This window comes from Actinoplanes sp. NPDC026623 (genome assembly GCF_040638275.1).
Lineage (GTDB): Bacteria > Actinomycetota > Actinomycetes > Mycobacteriales > Micromonosporaceae > Actinoplanes.
The window spans coordinates 22,411-41,779 of the sequence record NZ_JBEZXZ010000034.1 but is presented as its reverse complement, the minus strand read 5'-3'; the positions used below and the strand labels follow the sequence as shown (position 1 = coordinate 41,779).

The 19,369-nt window shown below is 73.0% G+C and carries 17 protein-coding genes; 9 read left to right on the top strand and 8 right to left on the bottom strand.

Annotated features, from left to right (window positions below):
• Positions 1 to 18: 18 nt before the first annotated feature.
• From AB0F10_RS13520 to AB0F10_RS13500, 5 genes are all read right to left on the bottom strand, one after another.
• On the bottom strand, positions 19 to 306 hold the full coding sequence (locus AB0F10_RS13520; protein WP_360623427.1) for an Lrp/AsnC ligand binding domain-containing protein: 288 nt from the start codon (positions 304 to 306) through the stop codon (positions 19 to 21).
• A gap of 68 nt (positions 307 to 374) precedes the next feature.
• The gene (locus tag AB0F10_RS13515; RefSeq protein ID WP_360623425.1) at positions 375 to 1,199 is read right to left on the bottom strand and encodes an NTP transferase domain-containing protein; all 825 of its coding nucleotides are present in this window, start codon (positions 1,197 to 1,199) and stop codon (positions 375 to 377) included.
• The gene (locus tag AB0F10_RS13510; protein ID WP_360623423.1) at positions 1,196 to 1,711 is read right to left on the bottom strand and encodes an NUDIX domain-containing protein; all 516 of its coding nucleotides are present in this window, start codon (positions 1,709 to 1,711) and stop codon (positions 1,196 to 1,198) included. The genes AB0F10_RS13515 and AB0F10_RS13510 overlap by 4 nt, the downstream gene beginning before the upstream one ends.
• A 31-nt stretch (positions 1,712 to 1,742) precedes the next feature.
• Entirely contained in the window at positions 1,743 to 3,536 is a 1,794-nt protein-coding gene (locus AB0F10_RS13505) for an HD domain-containing protein (RefSeq protein WP_360623421.1), read from the bottom strand.
• Between the two features lie 77 nt (positions 3,537 to 3,613).
• On the bottom strand, positions 3,614 to 5,413 hold the full coding sequence (locus tag AB0F10_RS13500; RefSeq protein ID WP_360623419.1) for a DEDD exonuclease domain-containing protein: 1,800 nt from the start codon (positions 5,411 to 5,413) through the stop codon (positions 3,614 to 3,616).
• Positions 5,414 to 5,517: 104 nt separating this feature from the next.
• Here AB0F10_RS13500 and AB0F10_RS13495 point away from each other — a divergent pair, with 104 nt between their 5' ends.
• From AB0F10_RS13495 to AB0F10_RS13465, 7 genes are all read left to right on the top strand, one after another.
• Positions 5,518 to 6,960, top strand: a complete 1,443-nt coding sequence (locus AB0F10_RS13495; RefSeq protein WP_360623417.1) for an NYN domain-containing protein — start codon at positions 5,518 to 5,520, stop codon at positions 6,958 to 6,960.
• Positions 6,961 to 7,066: 106 nt separating this feature from the next.
• The gene (locus AB0F10_RS13490; RefSeq protein ID WP_360623415.1) at positions 7,067 to 7,288 is read left to right on the top strand and encodes a hypothetical protein; all 222 of its coding nucleotides are present in this window, start codon (positions 7,067 to 7,069) and stop codon (positions 7,286 to 7,288) included.
• A 43-nt stretch (positions 7,289 to 7,331) separates the two neighbouring features.
• Positions 7,332 to 8,588 carry a M48 family metallopeptidase gene (locus AB0F10_RS13485; RefSeq protein ID WP_360623413.1) on the top strand — a complete coding sequence of 419 codons (1,257 nt, stop codon included), beginning with the start codon at positions 7,332 to 7,334 and terminating at the stop codon, positions 8,586 to 8,588.
• The gene (locus tag AB0F10_RS13480) at positions 8,588 to 9,712 is read left to right on the top strand and encodes a glycosyltransferase family 4 protein (protein ID WP_360623411.1); all 1,125 of its coding nucleotides are present in this window, start codon (positions 8,588 to 8,590) and stop codon (positions 9,710 to 9,712) included. Before AB0F10_RS13485 ends, AB0F10_RS13480 begins: the two co-directional genes overlap by 1 nt.
• Before the next feature lie 97 nt (positions 9,713 to 9,809).
• A complete protein-coding gene (locus tag AB0F10_RS13475) occupies positions 9,810 to 11,795 on the top strand; it encodes an ABC transporter ATP-binding protein (protein ID WP_360623409.1) in 1,986 nt (661 codons plus the stop codon).
• Between the two features lie 41 nt (positions 11,796 to 11,836).
• Positions 11,837 to 12,556, top strand: coding sequence for a thioredoxin domain-containing protein (locus AB0F10_RS13470; RefSeq protein ID WP_360623407.1), 720 nt, complete (start codon positions 11,837 to 11,839; stop codon positions 12,554 to 12,556).
• A gap of 394 nt (positions 12,557 to 12,950) precedes the next feature.
• Positions 12,951 to 13,364: a DUF4395 domain-containing protein gene (locus AB0F10_RS13465; RefSeq protein ID WP_360623405.1), complete on the top strand. Its 414-nt coding sequence runs from the start codon at positions 12,951 to 12,953 to the stop codon at positions 13,362 to 13,364.
• A 281-nt stretch (positions 13,365 to 13,645) separates the two neighbouring features.
• On the opposite strand, the gene AB0F10_RS13460 is transcribed toward AB0F10_RS13465, so the two are convergent.
• Positions 13,646 to 14,314 (bottom strand): response regulator, encoded by a 669-nt coding sequence (locus AB0F10_RS13460; protein ID WP_023359837.1) that lies wholly within the window; start codon positions 14,312 to 14,314, stop codon positions 13,646 to 13,648.
• A gap of 7 nt (positions 14,315 to 14,321) precedes the next feature.
• Positions 14,322 to 16,019 (bottom strand): GAF domain-containing sensor histidine kinase, encoded by a 1,698-nt coding sequence (locus tag AB0F10_RS13455; protein WP_360623403.1) that lies wholly within the window; start codon positions 16,017 to 16,019, stop codon positions 14,322 to 14,324.
• Between the two features lie 239 nt (positions 16,020 to 16,258).
• Between AB0F10_RS13455 and AB0F10_RS13450 the strand changes: the two genes are divergently transcribed.
• Positions 16,259 to 16,711 (top strand): SRPBCC family protein, encoded by a 453-nt coding sequence (locus tag AB0F10_RS13450; protein ID WP_360623401.1) that lies wholly within the window; start codon positions 16,259 to 16,261, stop codon positions 16,709 to 16,711.
• A gap of 281 nt (positions 16,712 to 16,992) precedes the next feature.
• On the opposite strand, the gene AB0F10_RS13445 is transcribed toward AB0F10_RS13450, so the two are convergent.
• Positions 16,993 to 17,217 carry a hypothetical protein gene (locus tag AB0F10_RS13445; protein WP_360623399.1) on the bottom strand — a complete coding sequence of 75 codons (225 nt, stop codon included), beginning with the start codon at positions 17,215 to 17,217 and terminating at the stop codon, positions 16,993 to 16,995.
• A gap of 1,161 nt (positions 17,218 to 18,378) precedes the next feature.
• Between AB0F10_RS13445 and AB0F10_RS13440 the strand changes: the two genes are divergently transcribed.
• Positions 18,379 to 19,329 carry an ROK family glucokinase gene (locus AB0F10_RS13440; RefSeq protein WP_360623397.1) on the top strand — a complete coding sequence of 317 codons (951 nt, stop codon included), beginning with the start codon at positions 18,379 to 18,381 and terminating at the stop codon, positions 19,327 to 19,329.
• Positions 19,330 to 19,369 lie beyond the last annotated feature (40 nt).

The following is a 19,369-nucleotide window of genomic DNA, read 5'->3' as shown; positions in this document are numbered from 1 at the left end:
TCGCGTATGTGGCAGTGCTCAGTCGGCCTCGGGCAGGCCGATCGCGAAGGCGTCCTCGAGGTCGTGCTTCGAGTAGGCCCGGAAGGCGATGTGCGACTCGGTGTTGAGCACCCCGGGAGTCTTGGAGATGCGGCCCGCGATGACCTCGGCGATGTCATCGAAGCGCGGAACCCGCACGATGGCGATCAGGTCGACGTTGCCGGCGACCGAATAGACCTCACTGACCCCGGGCAGCGCGGCAAGCGCCTCCGCGACCTCCGGAATCGAGTCGGTGGCGCAGTCGATGTGCACGATCGCGGTGTTCACGCGGTCTCCTCGGCTATGAGGCGGATGATTCGCTTCATGCTATCCACGCGCGGGCAGGGCGGTGCGAATCAGGCGGTGACCGTCAGGCCCGACCCGGCCCGGATCGCGTCGCTGAGCGACTCGTGTGCCGTCACCGTCGCGCCCGGCCAGATCACACAGCCGGTCACCGAGCCGTGCACCTGGGCGCCCGCGCCCACCACCGAGCGCCGGGCCACGCCGTCGACGACGGCCGACGGGTCGATCAGGCCCGCCGCGGCGTGCAGGTTGGCCCTCAGGTAGTCCGCCGGGGTGCCGGTGTCGATGTAGTCGCCGTCGTAGGTGACCAGCTCCAGGTCGCCGGCGGCCTCCGCGGGGCGCCAGACGGTGCGGACCAGGTCGGAGGGCCGGTCCGTCAGGTCGCGGAGGTAGCGCCAGGGGAGCAGGGAGAAGCCGGCGAAGCGCTGCCCGCTGAAACCGCCCGCGGCGCCCTCCGGCACGGGCCGGGTGAGCATGCGTACGGTCTCGCCGGTCCAGCCGTCGAGCAGGGCCGCGATGTCCTTGCCGGGCTCGCGGCCGGGGTCGGCCAGGTAGGCGTCGGCGTTGCCGACCAGCGCGCCGCGGCCGTCGATCCAGGGGAGCAGGCGGCCGACGCCGCCGGAGGTGCCCAGCGGGCCGTCCGGCTCCACCGAGAGGTGGGCCCGGTCGCCGACGTGCGCCACCACCTGGTCGGCGAGGTAGGCCGCGTTGACCGCCACGTCGGACGGGCCGGTGAGGCCCAGGCCGGCGAGCCGGGCGAGCGCCCGGTCCAACAGGGCGACGTTGCCGACCGGGCAGAGCGCCTTGGGGAGCAACTCCGTGAGCGGGCGCAGCCGCCGGCCCTCGCCGGCCGCGAGCACCACCGCGCAGATCGTCATGAGGCCTGCTGCGTCGCGAGCGGGCCCATGCCGTAGACGCCGAGCAGGAGCGCCGTGTTGGGAGTCAGCGGCGGCAGATCGTCCAGCGGGAACCAGCGCGCCTCCAGGACCTCGCCCCCGTCCACCACGAGCGGGGTCGTCGACGCCGGGACGGCGCCCATGAAGATCGTGTCCACCCAGCCCTTCGGATGGACGATAGCGTTCGGGACCGCCGGCGTCAGGGCATCCGGGTGGATCACCACGCCGGATTCCTCGACGAGCTCACGGGCCGCGCCCACGGCCGGGGCCTCGGCCTTCTTGAGCAGGCCGGCCGGCAGGCCCCAGCGGCGCCCCGGCGGCTGGCGGAGCAGGAGCAGGCGGCCCGGCTCGGGGGCCTCCGAATCGCGGACGATGGTGACCGCGCCGACGAGATATTTGGGGACGATCAGGCGCACGATGCCGCGGCGCACGGGGTACGGCAGCCGGTAGAACGTCTGGTACGCGACGCCACGCAACCGCCGAGGGAGTTTCACACCGCAAGGTTATCGGCCGGGCGCGAGCGTTTCAGTCTGGGTGGTCCACCAGGGCGATGAGCTGCTCGACCACCTGGTCGGGCTCCAGGTTGCGCTCGGTCACCGCGACCAGCATGGTCTCCAGGTCGGGATAGCCGAGCTCCTCGGCGAGGCGGCGCAGCGGCACCTCGCTCGCCAGGCCGCGGTCGTGCTTGCGCAGCGTCAGGCCGATCGTCGCGCGGCCCAGGCGGACCTTGTCGACGATGCTGATGCCCGGTGCGTTCTCCTCCGCGAAGAAGCGGTTGATCTGCATCTGGGCCTGGGTCGACTTGACGAAGCCGAGCCACTCCTTGCGCGGGCCCCGCGGTGCGGCGCCCGGCTCCACCTCGACGTGGCCGTCGGTCTCGGTGAAGATCTCCACCACGTCGCCGTCGCGGAGCGGGGAGCTCAGCGGCGCCAGGCGGCCGTTGATCGTCGCGGCGAGGGTCCCGTCGCCCTTGTCGGCGCTCAGCTCGTAGGCGAGGTCGACCGGGGTCGAGCCGGCCGGCAGGTCATAGGTGTTGCCGTGGGCGAACACCTGTATCTGGCCCTCGGCGAGGTCGCAGCGCAGCGACGCGAGGAACTGGCCCGCGTCGGTGGTGTCCTGCTCCCAGTCGAGCACCCGCTTGAGCCAGGTGAGCTGGTCGGCGCCGGGGGTCTCGGCGGCCTCGGCCGACTTGGGGTAGCGGTAGCCGGTGGCCACGCCGTATTCCGCGCAGCGGTGCATCGAGACCGTCCGGATCAGCACCTCGACCAGGCGGCCCTCGGGTCCGGTGACGGTGGTGTGCAGGGAGCGGTAGAGGTTGTTCTTGGGGGAGGCGATGAAGTCCTTGAACCGGCCGGCCACCGGCCGCCACTGGCCGTGGATCGCGCCGAGCGCGGCGTAGCAGTCGGTCTCCGGGCCGTCGACGATCACCGCGATGCGGGGCAGGTCGAGCGGCACCGCATGGCCACCCGCGACCGAGTCTTTCCAGATCGAGTAGTAATGCCGGGGCCGGGGCGCGACCTTTGCGTCCACCCGGGAGCGGCGCAGCGCGGTCGACGCCTTCGTCCGGACGTCCTCGAGGTATTCGTTCCAGCCCGGGCGGTTCTTGACGTGCTCGTCGATGCGGGCGAACGAGTCCGGCTCGAGGTGGTAGAGCACCACGTCGTCGAGGTCGCGCTTGAGGGCCTGAATGCCGAGGCGGTCGCAGAGCGGCACTAGCACGTCGAGGGTGGCGGTGGCGATCCGGGCCCGGGAGGCGGGGGAGCGGGCGTCCAGCGTCCGCATGTTGTGCAGGCGGTCGGCGAGCTTGATGACCAGCACCCGGACGTCCTTGCCGGCGGCGACGATCATCTTGCGGATCGTCTCGGCCTCGGCGACCTTGCCGTAGAACGCCTTGTCGAACTTGGTCACGCCGTCGACCAGGTGCGTCACCTCGGGGCCGAAGTCGCCGTGCAGCGTCTCCAGCGTGTAGCTGGTGTCCTCGACGGTGTCGTGCAGCAACGCCGCGACCAGCGTCGTCGTGTCCATGCCCAGCTCGGCGCAGATCTGTGCGACCGCGAGCGGGTGGGTGATGTAGGGGTCGCCGCTCTTTCGGAACTGTCCCCGGTGCATGTTCTCCGCGACGGCGTAGCTGCGGCGCAGCACGCCCGCGTCGGCGGAGGGGTGGATGTGACGATGGGTGCGGGTGAGGGTGGTGACCGGATCGTCTTCATTGCCCTGGAAGCTGAGGAACGAGCGCAGCCGGCGCGAGAGCGGAATCTCGCCGGGCGTGGAGGGCAGGGCGCGTCCAAGGGCGGCGCCGTGGCCGGCGTCGACGTCCACTCGGACACCCCCTCACCGATCGACCGTGCACTACGCACGGATCCCACCGATTTTCGCGGCTTCGTGCGCCGCGTGCCCTACAGCCTAAGCGAGCGAGCGTCATCCGAACGGCTAGTTACCAATGAGCGAACGGATGAGTCTCTTATCGACGCCGCGGTCTCTGCCCTGGTGAGCAGGGTAGCGAAGCGCGCTGCGCCACGGGCCGGTGACACCCAGTCGCCAGAAGTTTCCACCAGGCGGGTATCGGGCCGTTCCAGCCAGGCGAGAATCCGCTCCGTCTCCTCGGCCGACGCCGCCGGAACCGGGCCCGGTCCGGGTAGGACCGTCTCGGCCGTCGCCCGTGCCATGTCGAGCGTCGGGCGCGGGTGCAGCCGGGGCGGCGACGTCGCCGCGGCCGCGAGCCGGCCGTGCCGGACCACGACGATCTCCCATCCGTATGCGTCGTTGCGCCGGGCCGCGACCAGCTCGCCGACGCTGGTCAGCGCGCGCAGCCGTTGCATCCGGACGGTGGCCCGCAGCAGCGCCACGAGCCGGGATCTGATCACCGCCGCCTCCTCGTAGCGTTGCCGCTGCGACAGCGCCTCGATCCGGGCCAGCAGGGCGTCGACCAGCGGCTCCGGGTCGCCATAGGTCGCTGTGCGAAAGGGCAGGGCGGCGCGCGTGCCGTAATCCTCCGGGCTGATCTCGTGCTCGCAGGGTGCCGGGCATTTCCCCAGCTCGGCCAGCGCGCACGCCGGCGTGATCGTCTTGGTCGAGAGCTTGTGGGTGCACTGGCGCAGCGGCACCGCGTCGTAGACCGCGGCCGCGGCCAGCTCGGCCGTGCGCCGCGACGAGAACGGGCCGAGATAGGCCGCGTCGTCCTCGGCCAGCTGGCGGACCACCGAGAGCCGGGGGAACACCTCCGCCGTGAGCTTGAGCCAGACCACCCGCTCCGGGTATTTCGACCTGCGGTTGTAGGGCGGGGCGTGCGCCGCGATGAGCCGCAGCTCGCGCACCTCCGCCTCGAGCGAGTGGGCGCACTCGACCGCCTCCACCCGGGTCGCGGCGGCGATCATCTCCGACATCCGCGCCCGCTTCTCGCTGGCGGTGAAGTAGCTGCGCACCCGGGTGGCGATGTCGACCGACGTGCCGACGTAGAGCGGGCGCTCGTCGGCGGCGCGGAAGACGTAGACGCCAGGGACGTGCGGCAGGTTGTCGGCGAGGTGGCGCTTGCGGCGCTGGGTGGGCGTGACCGCCTTGGCGAACTCGATCGCGTCGCCCAGGGTGTGGACCTTGAAGCTGCCCAGCCGCTCGATCAGGCCGTGCAGCACGTCGACGGTGGCCCGGGCGTCGTCGAGGGCCCGGTGGGTGGGCTGGACGGCCGCGCGGAAGAACTGGGCGAGGGTGCCGAGCTTGCGGTTGGGCACCTCGTCGCGGGTCAGCGCCCGGCGGGCCAAGGCGGCCGTGTCCAGCACCCGCAGCTGCGGCCAGGGGTGGCCGTGCCGGGCGCAGGCCGCCTTGAGGAAGCCGACGTCGTAGGGCGCGTTGTGCGCGACCAGCACGGCACCCCGCAGGAACTCCAGCAGGCTCGGCAGCACCGCCTCGATCGGCGGCGCCGGTGCGAGCATCGCCTCGGTGATGCCGGTCAGCACCGTGATGAACGGCGGCAGGCGCTCGCCCGGGTTGACCAGGGTGCCGAGCACCCCGAGCTCCTCGCCGGCGCGGACCTTGACCGCACCGATCTCGGTGATGCCGCCGCCGTCGGGTGCACCGCCCGTCGTCTCCAGGTCGAGGACCACGAACGTCGTGTCTCGCAGGGACAGCGCCGCCGGGTCGACGGAGCCGTCGGCGCTCAGGAGGGTGTCCAGAGTGCCCTGCACGTATGCGGGTTGTGCCACGACGGGCAATTTAAAGAGGGGGTATGACAAACTTCGGGGCGGCGGGGGAAAAGATCATTTGCTACCGCAAGCTTTTCCGCAGCCCACGGTGGGAGAATAGAGAAATGCCCGCGCCGTCGCCCTTCGACGACCGCCCCCACGAGGAGGCGGCACCCGCGGACGACCCTGCCCGCGCCGGGGAACCCGATCCCGATCCTGGCTCCGACCTCGCCCTGGGGCTCGATCTCGCGGAAGGTGACGCGGCGCCGGAGCCCACGCTGCCCGAGGCCGTGCGGCAGCGGATCACCGTGCTGACCGCCGCCTCGCTGCCGGGCCTGCCCGCCGACGAGATGCCCGTGCCGTTGCGGCGGGTCGCCCGCTTCGCGCCGAACCGCCGGGCCCGGCTCGGCGGCCCGGCGATCGCCGCCCAGCTCGCCGCGGACCCGCTGTTCCGCCAGCGGATCAGCGGCCGCATCGTCAGCGACGCCGGCGACCTGGGCGCGGCGGTCGCGAGCGGCCTGGCGCCGGCGGCCGCCGACCCGGTCGAGGTCGCGGCGCTGGCCTATCTGGTCCGGCCGGACAACTGGCGCGACCTGATCGCGGCGGTCGGTGAGTCGGTCCGGGCCGAGGCGGACAGCGCCGCGATCGCGGGCCAGATCCGCGAGGCCGAACAGCGGGCGGCCCGAGCCGAGCACGATCGGGCGGTCGCCAAGGTCGAGGCCGACAAGCTCCGCGACGAGCTGGCCCGGGTCCGCGAGGAACTGGGCCAGCTCCGTGAAGAGGCCCGCACCGCTTCGCGCGCGCTGCGCGAGACCCAGGCGGCCCATAAGCGGGCAAACGACCTGCTGGCCACCGAGAAGGGCCGCGCGGCCAAGGTCACCGCGGACCACGACGCGGAGCTGCGCCGGCTGCGCACCCGTCTCTCGGAGGCGGAGGCGGCGGCCGCCTCCGGCAAGCAGCACGCCAAGGAGGCCCGGTCCGCCGACGACGCACGCCTCTGGCTGCTGCTCGAGACGATCGGGCAGGCCGCCTCCGGCCTGCGCCGGGAGCTGGCGCTCGAACCCACCGACAAGCGGCCGGCCGACTTCGTGGCCGACGCGGCGGCGGACCGCCCCGGCGCCCTGGAGCGATCCCGCCCGCGCGCGCAGGACACCGACGATCCGGGCCGACTCGACCAGTTGCTCGCCCTGCCCCGGGCGCACCTGATCGTCGACGGCTACAACGTCACCAAGCGCGGCTTCGCCGAGATGTCGCTCGAGCAGCAGCGCAAGCGGCTGATCACCGGGCTCGGCGGCATCGCCGCGCAGACCGGCGACGAGGTCACTGTGGTGTTCGACGGCGCCGAGCGGGTGCACGGGCTGCCGCCCGCGCCGCGCGGCGTACGGGTGCTCTTCTCGCGCAAGGGCGACACCGCCGACGAGCTGATCCGCCAGCTCGTGCGCGCCGAGCCGGCGGGCCGCCCGCTGGTGGTGATCTCGTCGGACCGTGAGGTCGCGGACGGGGTGCGCAGGCACGGCGCGTATCCGATGGGCGCCGACTCGCTGCTGCGCAGGCTGTCCCGTTCCTGATTTTGTCGTACCCCCTCCATAGCGTGACTGTCACCGATGGTGGTCGGTCCGCGACAGCTCCCCTCACCCCCTGCGCGGGCCGCACCGCCAGGCCGAGGAGGAAACGATGATCATCGACTGCGGGCGTTGCGCCGAGCGGCGCGATGAGTGCAACGGATGCCTGGTCAGCACGCTCTATGACACCCCGGACGGCATCGCCGACCTGACGCCCGGCGAGCTTCGCGTGCTCGAGACGTTCGAGCTGGCCGGCTTCGAGGTCGAGCTGCTGGAGACGCCCGCGCCGCCGGTCGAGGTTCCGCTTTACCCGCGCCGCCGCCACGTGGCGTGATCATGTCTCTAGGATGGGCGGTCATGACGAGCGGACCGCACCGATGACGCCCCGCCAATGGGCGGCGTGCACGCTCGGCGTGCTCGTGGTGGCGCTGGTCGTCTACGCCGCGGTGGTGATTCCGTGGCACCGGCCGCCCGCCCCGCGCGCCGACCAGCTTGACGCCCTCGGCCGGCTCCCCGCCGACCAGGTGCGGCGGGCCAAGGCATTCCACGCCGACCTGCGCCCGGGGTCCTACGGCGCGCTCGCGGTGGGGCTCGCCGCGGCGCTGCTGCTGGGGCTCACGCCGCTGGGCGCGCGCCTGGTGTCGTTCGCCGGGCGCCCGTTCGGCGACCACTGGATCGCGCAGGCCGTGCTCGGCGGGCTGCTCGTGGTGCTGGTCGTCGAGGTGATCACCCTGCCGTTCGCGGCGTGGCGGCACGTGATCGTGGTCCGCTACGGCATCTCCACCCAGGGCTGGGGCGCGTGGTCGGCCGACATGGCCAAGTCCTATGCGGTCGGTGCGGTCATCGGCGGGCTCGCCCTGCTCGGCTTCTACACCGTGACCCGGCTCGCCCCGCACTGGTGGTGGGCGTTCGGGGCGGCGGGCGCGGCCGCGCTGGTGGTGCTGCTGTCGTTCGTGCTGCCCGTGGTCGTCGAGCCGATCTTCAACAAGTTCACGCCGATGGCGCAGGGCCCGCTGCGCACCGAGCTCATGAGCCTGGCCGCGCGCGACAACGTCCCGGTGCGCGACGTGCTGGTCGCCGACGCCTCGCGCCGCACCAAGGCCGTCAACGCGTATGTGTCCGGGTTCGGGCCGACCCGGCGCATCGTGGTCTACGACACGATGCTGACCGAGGCGACACCCGACGAGGTCGTCTCCGTCGCCGCGCACGAGCTGGGCCACGCCAAGCGCGGCGACGTGGTGATCGGCACGGTCATCGGCGCGCTGGGCGCGGCCGCGGCGGTGATCGTGCTCTACCTGCTCGGCTCGCTGGGCTGGCTGCTGCGGCTGGCCGGCACCGGCTCGATGGGCGAGCCGCGCACGATCGCGCTCCTGCTGGCGCTGGTCACCGTGGCCGGGCTGATCGGCGGCCCGATCCAGGCATTGGTCTCCCGGCGCGTCGAGGCCCGGGCCGACGCGCACGCCCTCGACCTGACCGGTGACGCGGCGACGTTCGAGGCGATGCAGCGCCGCCTCGGCACCGTCAACCTCTCCGATCCCGACCCGCCGACCTGGGAGTACCTCATGTATGCCTCGCACCCGTCCACCGTGGAGCGGGTGGCCGCCGCGCGCGCATACGCCCGCGGGGAGCGCTGATGGGCCGCGTCCTGCTGGTCACCAACGACTTCCCGCCGCGGCCGGGCGGCATCCAGCAGTTCGTGCACAACCTTGCGGTGCGCCAGCCGCCCGGCTCGGTCGTCGCGTACGCGTCGACCTGGAAGGGCGCCGGGAAGTTCGACGCCGAGCAGCCGTTCGAGGTGATCCGGGAGGACACCGGCGTGCTGCTGCCGACGCCCGCCGTCGCCCGGCGGGCCGCCGAGATCGCGCGGTCGCACGGCTGCGACAGCGTCTGGTTCGGCGCGGCGGCGCCGCTCGGGCTGCTGGCCGACGGGCTGCGCCGGCGGGCCGGCATCGAGCGCGCGGTGTCGCTGACGCACGGGCACGAGATCGGCTGGGCGGCCCTGCCGGGCGCCCGGCAGCTGCTGCGCCGGACCGCGCGCGGCAACGACGTGGTGACCTACCTGACGGAATTCCAGCGGGTACGCCTCGACCGGGCGCTGCACGGGCTGACCGACCTGGAGCGGCTGACGCCCGGGGTTGACGCGGACACCTACCACCCGGGCGTCGACGGCTCGGTGGTGCGGGCGAAGCACGGCCTGAGCGACCGGCCGGTGATCGTCTGCGTCTCCCGGCTGGTCCCGCGCAAGGGGCAGGACATGCTGATCCGCGCCCTGCCGATCGTCCGCCGCCGGGTGCCCGGCGCCGCCCTGCTGATCGTGGGCGGCGGCCCCTACCGCAAGAAGCTGCGGGAGCTGGCCCGCGCCGCCGGCGTCGAGTCCGACGTCGTCTTCACCGGCTCCGTCCCCTGGGAGGAGCTGCCGGCCCACTACGCCGCCGGCGACGTCTACGCGATGCCGTGCCGCACCCGCGGCGCCGGCCTCGACGTGGAGGGCCTGGGGATCGTCTACCTGGAGGCGTCCGCCACCGGGCTGCCGGTGGTGGCGGGCGACTCGGGCGGGGCGCCGGACGCGGTGCGCGAGGGTGAGACGGGTTACGTGGTCGGCGGGAGCGACGTGCCGGCGATCGCGGGACGGCTCGTCGACCTGCTGGCCGACCCGCTGCGGGCCAAGGAGATGGGCGCGGCGGGCCGGTCCTGGGTGGAGCGTGAATGGCGCTGGGAGACCAAGGCGGCCCGGCTGGCGGAGTTGCTCGCGACCTGACCTCGAAATGAATGAATAGTCACTCCTCGTATTTGGATAGACACGTCACGTGAGTGAGGCGTAGAACGGCGGAGAGCCCACGGGACGGGAGCCGTCGATGCAGGACGCCATCCGGCAGGACGACATCGGTGAGCAGGACTCGAAACGGGAGGCCGACGAGCCGGAAGGCGGGCCGGAACCGGGCGCGACGATCGGCGCCGGCGGCGAGGGGGAGTGGTCCGAAGGCGAGGAGCTCGCCCTCCCGTACTGGTTGACCAGCACCGAAGAGGCCGCCAACACCACCTTCCTGCGGATGTTCCGGCGGCTGCCCCGGCTGCTCCGGTCCGCCTGGTCGCTCGCCTGGCAGGCCGGCCGGCGCACCACCGTCGCCGTCGCCGGCCTGCAACTCTCCGCCGGGGTCGCCAGCGCCATCGGCATCATCAGCGTTGTCGGCGTGTTCAACGGGCTGCTCCGCGACGGCCCGACACCCGAGCGCGTACGCGCGGCCGTGCCCTCGCTGCTCCTGCTCATCGGGACACTGGCCGTGCGCGGCCTGCTCACCTCCGCCGCCGCCGCGGCCAACGGGCGCCTGTCACCCAGGGTCTACGCGGCCGCCGAGATGCGCCTGCTCGAGCTGACCACCCGGGTCGACCTGTCCACGTTCGACGATCCCGGCTGGCGCGACGCCATGGAACGCGCCCGCGACCGCGGCATCTCCGCGGCGCAGCAGCTGGTCGACCGGGCCATCGAACTCGGCACCAACCTCATCGGCCTGGCCGCCGCCGCGGGCGTCCTGGCCGTGCTGCACCCCGTGCTGCTGCCGCTGCTCGTGCTCGCCGTGCTGCCCATCGGCTGGGCCGCGGTGCGGTCGGCTCGGCTCGGCTACCGGCGGGTGCTGCGGCTCATCGCCGTCTGGCGGCGGCAGCGGATGCTCGCCGAGCTGCTCGCCGCCCGGGAGCCCGCACCCGAGCTGCGGGCCTTCACGCTGCGCGAATACCTGCTCGCCGAGGTGCGGCGGCTGCTCGCCGTCTCGACCGGCGAGGAGATCCGGATCTCCGGCCGCCAGGTGCGCACCACCCTCGTCGGCACCGCGCTGAGCGGCGTCGCCACCGGAATCACCTACGCCACCCTGCTCTGGTTGTTGTGGACCGGCCGCATGGAGCTCGCGGTCGGCGGCGCCGCCGCGTACGCGATCAGCATGGGCATCGGAAGGCTCACCGAGCTCGCCTTCAGCGCCAACCGGGTCTTCGAACAGGGCCTGTACTTCGCCGACTTTCAGGGCTTCTGTGACCTTTCGCGGGCGCGCACCGAACCGGAACCCGGCAGGGCCGCCCCCACGCGGTTCCGGGAGATCCGGCTCGACGGCGTCACGTTCAGCTACCCCGACGCCGAACGGCCCGCAGTCCGCGACGTCAGCATGACGCTGCGGCGCGGGGAGATCATCGCGCTGGTCGGCGAGAACGGCTCCGGCAAATCCACCCTGGCCAGCCTGCTCGCCGGCCTCTACTGGCCGCAGGGCGGCACGATCCGATGGGACGGCGTCGACCTCACGGCCTGCGACCCGGAAACGGTCCGCGGCCAGGTCGCGGTCGTGATGCAGGAACCCACCCGATGGCCGCTCTCCGCGCGGGCCAACATCACCATCGGACGGTACGAGCGTGGCATCGACACCGAGGTCCTGCTCGAGGCGGCCCGGGCCGGAGACGCACACGACTTCGTCATGGAACTCGCCCGCCAGTACGACACGCTGCTGTCCCGCCACTTCACCGACGGCGCCGACCTCTCCGGCGGGCAGTGGCAGCGGCTCGCCGTCAGCCGCGCGTTCTACCGCGACGCGCCGCTGCTGATCTGCGACGAACCCACCGCCAACCTCGACGCCCGCGCCGAACACGAGGTCTACCGCCGGCTGCGCCACCTCGCCGCCGGCCGCACCGTCGTGCTGATCACCCACCGGATGGCGAGCGTGCGCGAGGCCGACCGGATCTACGTCCTGGACCACGGCGCGGTGGTGGAGGAGGGCGACCACGGGTCGCTGATGGCCGAGGACGGCATCTACGCGCAGCTGTTCGGATTGCAGGCCAGCGCGTATCAGTCGGCGTCGTAGGTCACATCGCGGCGCGGTGCGGCGCGTGCCAGAGTTGGCGGATGGACACCACCGGCCTGATCGTCGTCGCGGCGGTCCTGGTGCTGGGCACCGCCGCGGGATTGTGGCGGCGCCGCGCTGACGGGCGTCTGCGCTCCGTGAAGGTCCCGGCCGCGGCCACGGCGTGGTCGCCTCCCGGCGCGATGCCGCCGACCGGCGAAGTTTCACCCTCGGCGGGTTTGCCGCCGCCGGAATTGGTGCCCTCTGCCGGTCCGGCGCCGCTTGCCGGTGAGCTGCCGCCCTCTGAGTTGCCGCCCTCTGGGGTGGCGCATGCTGGTGGGGTGTCGGCCTCTGACGTGTCGCCGTCGGGTGGGGTGTCGCCGTCCGGGGCGTCTTCGTCGCCGGGCGGGGTGGAGTTGCCGTCGGATGCCACGGGTGGCGTCGACCCGAGTGCGGCGGGGCAGCGGATCGATCCCGACCTGCTCCAGGCACTCGGTGTGGGGCCGGCCTCCGCAACGCTGCTGCAGTTCTCCTCGGCGTTCTGCGCGCCGTGCCGGTCGGTCCGGCGGATCAGTTCCGAGGTCGCCGGCCTGCTGCCAGGCGTGCAGCACGTCGAGGTCGACGCGGAGAGCCACCTGGCGGCGGTGCGTGCGCTGGGCATCTGGCGAACCCCGACCCTGCTCGTGCTCGACGCCGAGGGACGGGTCGTCAAACGCGCCACCGGCGTGCCCCGAAAACCGCAGCTCATCGCGGCGCTGGCCGACCTGCTGCCGGCGCGCTGACCAGCCGCCCAGATCCTGGAGCCGGGTCAGCAGGACGCGGGCCCGGTGGCCGGCGGCAGCCCGGCGACAGGTCGGCCACCGGCAGCCCGGCGGCCCTGTGCCACCAACCGCGCCTACCGATCCCATGAACAAGAGCGGGTCCGCCACCGGGGCCTGTTCCTGCTCGCGGCCGCGAGCCCGGCGCGGGCCGCCCACGCGTGCGGGCGTCGTTCTGGTCGCTGGCCGTTCGGTCGCCCTGTCTGCGGGTGCCACCACGGTTTGAGAGCACACTTCCGCGCCGCGGACGACCGCGGCGGATCTGCCTTGGAGCTGGCGCCGGCCTGCGAATCTGCACCCGTGCCCGGGTGATGGGACTCACCACGCTGCCGGCGCGCGGGCGTGCCACTCTCGCAGAATGCAGCTTGATCCGCGTGGGCCGCGGTTCGCCGCGGCGCTGACCACCGTCGTCCTCGCCGTCGTCCTCGCGACCGGCTGGGGATGGCTCGCGCTCGCGCAGACGATCGTCTTCGCGATCACCGCCGCTGATCCTCGCCGCGGGCCCTACGCCCTCGCCTACCGCACGCTCATCGCACCGCGGCTCGGTCCGACCGAGGAGCGGGAGGACGCCGCCCCGGTGCGCTTCGCGCAGTTGGTCGGTTTCGTCTTCCTCGCGATCGCGTCGATCGGCTACCTCAGCGGTGCGACGACGCTCGGCATGGTGTTCACCGCCTTCGGTCTCCTGGCGGCATTCCTGAACGCGGCCTTCGGGCTCTGCCTCGGCTGCGAGGCCTACCTCGCCGCCCGCCGCCTGACGGCGGGCCGCGCCTGATTGCAGGCGGTAGTCGCAGTCGATGACGGGCTGTAGTTGGCGGCCCGTTGGCCGGTCTGCGGGTGGGGTTTGGCGTCGGGGTAGGTCGGGTGCGGCCGCGTCGATGCCTCGGCTCGTCGATCAGGATGAGTAGCGGAACGCGTGACGGGTGGGCCGGAAGTGTTTCGACGGGTCTGAAAATTGAGTAGTCCAGAATCGCCGAAGATGCCGGGACCGTGCCCGGAAAAGCGAATCCGCCCGCCACCCCGAGCAAGGGTGACGGGCGGATGCCGTTGCGGAGATCAGAACTTCGGGGCGTCCGGTGCCTCGAGCAGGCCGAGCCGCAGCGCGGTCATCAGCGCCTGTGCGCGGTTGGCCGCGCCCAGCTTCTCGTAGAGCTTTGAGATGTGGGTCTTGGCCGTGGACTCGCTGACGAACAGCTGCTTGGCGATGCCGGCGACGCTCATGCCGTCAGCGAGCAGGCGCAGGACCTGGCCTTCGCGCGGCGACAACTGCGGGCCGGACGGGGCCAGGCGCCGCTTCATCGCCTCGGCGAGGTCGGCGGCGGTGAACGCGCTCGGTGCGGAGGCGGCGTGCCGGGCGGCGGCGACCACCTCGTCGGCGGGCGCGGTCTTGGGCACGAACGCGCTGGCCCCGGCCTCGAGTGCGCCGAAAAGCTGGTCGTCGCCCGCGTACATGGTGAGCACAACGATGCCCATGTTGGCGTTGTTCTTGCGCAGGGCGCGAGTGGCCTCGAGGCCGCTGCCGTCGGGCAGGCGCAGGTCCATGATGACCACGTCGGGCTGCAATGCGCCGGCCTGCCGGACGGCCTCGGCGGCCGTGGCGGCCTCCCCGACGACCTCGAACTGCCGGTCCCGCTCGAACGCGTGCCGCAGCCCCTTACGGATCAGGTCGTGATCGTCGACGAGCAGCACCTTGGTGCGGGTCGTCGGCATCGGACTGGTCGACATGCTCGGGTTACTCCCCTTCTGGTGCGGAAACGCTATCCCGCACGCTATCGCGCCGAGCCGAGGTTCCGAGCACTACCGCAACGGTTGTCCCGCTGGGGTGTCGCGGTCTGATCTCCAGCCGACCCCGGATACGTTCCGCCCTCTCGGCCATGATCGCAAGGCCGTAGCGCCCGTCCGGCCGATCATCGGCGAAGCCCTTGCCGTCGTCGGTGACCTCGATCTCCGCGTACGGCGGGTCGACCGTGCACGTTACCCAGAGGTTGGACGCGCCGGCGTGCTTGCGGGCATTCGTGATCGCCTCCTGGGCGATGCGCAGCAACTCGGCCTCCGTCGCGGCGGGCAGGCGGGCGGTGGACTCGTCGAAGGTGAAGTGCACCCGCAGGCCGGCCGACGTGCCGAGGGTGCGGGCGTATTCGGCGATGGCGGCGGCGAGGCCGCCGTTGCGGTCCACCTCGGAACGCAGCTCGAACAGGCTCAGCCGCAGCTCGGTGATGACCCGGGTCACCTCGCCGCGCAGCGTGCGCAGCTCCTCGGCCGTCTCGTCCGCGCCCTCGGGCAGGGTCGCCTGCGCGTTGTCGATGCCGTAGCCGACCATCACGAGCTCCTGGGCGACGCCGTCGTGGATCTCGCGGGCCAGCCGCTGACGTTCCTCATTGGTCGCCAGCGAGCGGACATCGTCGAAGAGCAGCGCCGCCTCCAGGCGCAGCGCCGCCGGGCCGGTCACCTCGGTGACCCGGGCGACGACCGCCGACGGGTACGCGTTCGCCACGTCGGCCTCCAGGATCACCAGGCCGATCGTGCGCACGCCCGCGACCAGCGGCACCACCAGCGACGAGGCGTCGCCGCCGCGGTGCGACCGGGCCTGCGAGCGCGAGGCGGTGTGTGGCTGCTGCGAGGCCCAGGCGTCGGCGATCGCGGAGTCGGCGTCGAGGGTGACCTCCCAGTCGACCCGCTCGGCCCCGGTCTGCGCCAGCACCACCAGGCGCCCGCCGCCGCTGGCCGACAGCACGGCCGCGCGGTGGCCGGGGGCGACGGCCCGCAACTCCTCGAGCAGGTGCTCGGAGATGCCGCCGGGGTCGAGGGTGGCGCCGGGCAGCGAACGGGCGACGCTGCGCAGCTGGGTCAGCAGGCGGGTGGCCTCCGCGTATGGCTGCGGCTTGTTTTCCACGGGGGCCATCAGCTGGCGCATCGTGTCGGCCGCGAAGGTGATGATCGCGCCGAGCACGAGCCACTGACCGCCCGCGGCGAGGTAGCCGGGCTGGGTGATGACCTTGCTGCCGTCCGCGTCGCTGACCAGGATGCCGCCGACGACCATCGAGACGGCCGCGACGCCGAGCAGCGCGGCGCCCTCGGTCGGCCGCCGCCGCAACGCCGCGGCGAGCAGCGGGACGGCCAGGTAGGGCAGGACCGCCTCGGCGCCGAAGCCCGCGTCAACGGTGCCGGTCGCGTCCGCCGCGGCGGCGACCGAGCCGGCGGCCAGGCCGGTGATCGCGACCTCGGCGAACCGGCCCAGCGGCGCGGCGATGCGGTGATCCGGGCAGAAGATGGCCGGCAGGGCCGCGACCAGCAGCAGCGCGATCCAGCGCAACTGGCCGACGTCGTGGGTGGCGATCAGGGTGAGGGCCGCGACGAGGGCGAGCATGACGAGGCGGGCCGCCACCGCGAGCGGATGGATGCGCTCGGGAACGCGGGCTGAGGCTGGCACGTGACGGATCGTAGCGGCACTCTGTGACAACGGCCCATCGGCGATCCGGCCCGGCGGGGCGGCGCACCCGGCCGGGCCGGGTGCGCGGTGATCGGGATGCCGCCGCGGCCGAGGCGAGCAGCCGCGCCCGGCAGATTGCCCCGCGCCGGTCCGGTGCTGGTCCCGGGCGCGGATCCGACCCGCCGAAGCTCGGTCCCCGGTGGTCCGGAACCGGGCTCGGACCGGGTAGCCTGCCAGCCATGGCGGACACCTCGACCCAGTCGATTCAGGTCCATGCGCCCCTCGCTGAGGTGGCGGCGGTGATCTGCGACTTCCCGCGTTACCCCGAATGGGCGGACGCGATGAAGCAGGTAGAGGTCATAGAGGAATACGAGGACGGCTACGCCGCCCAGGTCCGCTTCGTCATGGACGCGGGGCCGCTGTCGGACGATTACACCCTCGACTACGCGTACGCGGAGGATCTGTCCCGGATCGAGTGGCACCTCGTCGCGCCGTCGAAGATGCAGCGGAGCCTGAACGGCTCCTATGACCTGACCGACAATGGTGACGGCACGACCATGGTGCAGTACATGCTCGAGGTGGAGCTCTCCATCGGCATGCTCGGCATGTTCCGTCGCAAGGCGGAGAAAATGATCATGGACACGGCGCTGAAGGAGCTCAAGCGCCGGGTCGAGAGCCTCGCCGCGGCGTAGCCGGCCCGGACGGGCCCGGCTCGCCGGCGGCCGCGCGAGCAAGGGGAGCAGGACATGGCAGGGACCACGGGAACGGCACGCCAGGAGGCCGAGCGGCTGGTCGCCACGGTGCTCGCGATGGTCGCGGACGGCGGCCCGGGTGCCGCGCGCTCCGGCCGCGACGACCAGGACGATTCATCCGGTACGCCCGGACTGGGCGACCTGTTGTCCGGCGTGGTCGGCCAATTCCTCGGTGGCGACCGCAGCGAACCCGGCGCCGCCGGTCACCGGCCGGAGGCAGGTCAGCGCGGCGGCTGGTCGACGGGCAGCGCGGAGTGCTGCGTGTGCCCGATCTGCCGGGCGATCGAAGGCCTGCGCAACCCGAACGCCGAATCGGCCGAGCGCCTGGCCACCGGCGCCGGAGACGTCGCGAGCGGCCTGGCGCGGATGCTTCGCGGCCTGTCGGCGATGTCCGGCGCCACCGGGACCCGGTCGAAGCCGCAGCCGCCGCCGAGGCCGACGGCCACCCCGGACGAGGCGTGGTCGGCGGCGACCCGCGGCCGTGCGGCGCGGCCGGAGGATCGTGTTCCTACGGAGCAGGAGGTCCGCGAGGGAGCCGACCCCTGGACGGCGGCGACCCGGGCTCCTCGGCCCGCACCCGAGCCGAAGCCGGCGGCGGCTGAGCCCGGCCCGGCCGAAGCCGGCCCGGCCCCGGATGAGCCCGAACCGGTCGATGGGGCTCCACCGGTCGCGGGAAATCTGCCGGTCAGTGACCCCTGGGCGGCCGCGACGCGGATACCGAGGCGAGCCGGACCAACCCGGCGACCCGCGACAAAGCCCGCCGCAGCCCCGGAGCCGTCCACGGCGCCTGAACCCTCCGCGGCATCCGAGCCACCTGCGGCCCCTGAGCCAATTGCGGTGGCTGAGCGGTCTTCGGCGGCTGGGCTGCCTGCCGCATCCGAATCGTCGGCGGCGCCTGAGTCTTCTGCGGCGCCTGAGTCTTCTGCGGTGGCCGAGCCATCTGCGGTGGCTGAGCGGTCTGTGGCGCCTGAGCCCACGGCGGTGGCTGAATCGGCTGCGGCGCCTGAGTCTTCTGCGGCTGGGCTACCTGCGGCGTCCGAGTCGTCGGCGGCGGCTGAGTCCTCTGCGGCGGCTGAGACTTCTGCGGCGGCTGAGGTGCCTGAGTCGTTTGCGGTCTCCGGGCGCTCTGGGGTGGCTGAGCGGGTTGTGGGGCGGCAGCGTTCCGGGTCGGATGAGCGGGCCTCGTCCGAGGCGGCCGGGGCTGCCGGCGTGCGGGCGGCAGGGGGCGCGCCGACCGGCCGGGCCGCCACCGGTGAGGCGGCCCGGTCCGCCGCGCAGCGTGCGGGAAGTCCGGAGCGCGAGCAGGTCGAGGACGCCGCTGCTGCGGTTGAGGACGCCGCTGCGCGTACGGGAGAAGGGTCTGGGAAGTGACAGTCTGATGGGCTACCCATCCCATCCTGTGATGGGCGCCACCACGGTCACCACCGTCGCAACCCGGCAAATGGCGACACGAGGTGCAGTACCGGCGTGGCGGATATGCCCAGCGTGGATCATGATGTTCCGGGCAATGCGCCGGTCGCTTCTGCGGCCGAGGACCGGGATGCCGGCACGGGCGACGACGCCCGGCCCGGCGACCCGGTGTGACACAACAGAGGGGAACTAGCAGCGTGACGCTGACCATCGGAGTCGACGTCGGCGGCACGAAGGTGGCCGGCGGGGTGGTGGACGAGCAGGGCGTCGTGCTCGCGCAGACCCGCCGCGAAACCCCGGCCCACGACCCGGAGGGCACCCGGGACACGATCGTGGCGGTGGCCGCCGAGCTGGCCGCCGCCTATCCCGACGCGAAGGCCGTCGGCATCGGCGCGGCCGCGTGGATCGACGCCGCGGGGGCGACGGTGCTCTTCGCGCCGAACCTGGCGTGGCGGGACGAGCCGGTGCGTGACTACGTGTCGAAGGCCGTGGGGCTGCCGACCGTGCTGGAGAACGACGCGAACGTAGCGGCCTGGGCCGAGTTCCGCTACGGCGCCGCGCGGCAGGCCGACGACTCGATGGTGATGATCACGGTCGGGACCGGAATCGGCGGCGGGGTCGTGCTCAACGGCGCGCTGTGGCGGGGTGCGAACGGCGTCGCCGGCGAGCTGGGGCACGTCCAGTCCGTGCCGGACGGCCATCCGTGCGGCTGCGGGCGGCTCGGCTGCCTCGAGCAGTATGCGAGCGGCAACGCCCTGGTCCGCTTCGCGCGGGCCGGCGCCCGGCAGGAGCCCGGCCGGGCCGCGCTGCTGCTCGAGCTCGCCGACGGTGACGCCCTCGCGATCAGCGGGCGGATGGTCACCGAGGCCGCGCAGCGCGGCGACGGGGTGGCCCGGGACGCGTTCGCGCAGATCGGCTACTGGCTCGGGGTGGCGATGGCCGACCTGGCGCAGATCTTCGACCCGCAGGTGCTGGTGGTCGGCGGCGGCGTCATCGACGCCGGTGACCTGCTGATGGGGCCGACCGAGCGGACCTATCGCGAGCAGCTTGCCCAGCGGGGCCGGTTCCCGGTCGCCGAGATCAAGGCGGCGGAGACCGGCAACACGGCGGGCGTGCTCGGCGCCGCCGACCTGGCACGACGGATCTGACGGGCGCCCGGCGGATCCCAATCGACGACGAGGAGCACGA

What these genes read in the sequence shown, in the direction of transcription:
- AB0F10_RS13450 (WP_360623401.1), top strand. Translation starts at nt 16,259, where the DNA reads ATGGCGGACACCTCGACCCAGTCGATTCAGGTCCATGCGCCCCTCGCT.
- AB0F10_RS13490 (WP_360623415.1), top strand. Translation starts at nt 7,067, where the DNA reads ATGATCATCGACTGCGGGCGTTGCGCCGAGCGGCGCGATGAGTGCAAC.
- AB0F10_RS13475 (WP_360623409.1), top strand. Translation starts at nt 9,810, where the DNA reads ATGCAGGACGCCATCCGGCAGGACGACATCGGTGAGCAGGACTCGAAA.
- AB0F10_RS13460 (WP_023359837.1), bottom strand. Translation starts at nt 14,314, where the DNA reads ATGTCGACCAGTCCGATGCCGACGACCCGCACCAAGGTGCTGCTCGTC.
- AB0F10_RS13470 (WP_360623407.1), top strand. Translation starts at nt 11,837, where the DNA reads ATGGACACCACCGGCCTGATCGTCGTCGCGGCGGTCCTGGTGCTGGGC.
- AB0F10_RS13465 (WP_360623405.1), top strand. Translation starts at nt 12,951, where the DNA reads ATGCAGCTTGATCCGCGTGGGCCGCGGTTCGCCGCGGCGCTGACCACC.
- AB0F10_RS13515 (WP_360623425.1), bottom strand. Translation starts at nt 1,199, where the DNA reads ATGACGATCTGCGCGGTGGTGCTCGCGGCCGGCGAGGGCCGGCGGCTG.
- AB0F10_RS13495 (WP_360623417.1), top strand. Translation starts at nt 5,518, where the DNA reads ATGCCCGCGCCGTCGCCCTTCGACGACCGCCCCCACGAGGAGGCGGCA.
- AB0F10_RS13485 (WP_360623413.1), top strand. Translation starts at nt 7,332, where the DNA reads ATGACGCCCCGCCAATGGGCGGCGTGCACGCTCGGCGTGCTCGTGGTG.
- AB0F10_RS13480 (WP_360623411.1), top strand. Translation starts at nt 8,588, where the DNA reads ATGGGCCGCGTCCTGCTGGTCACCAACGACTTCCCGCCGCGGCCGGGC.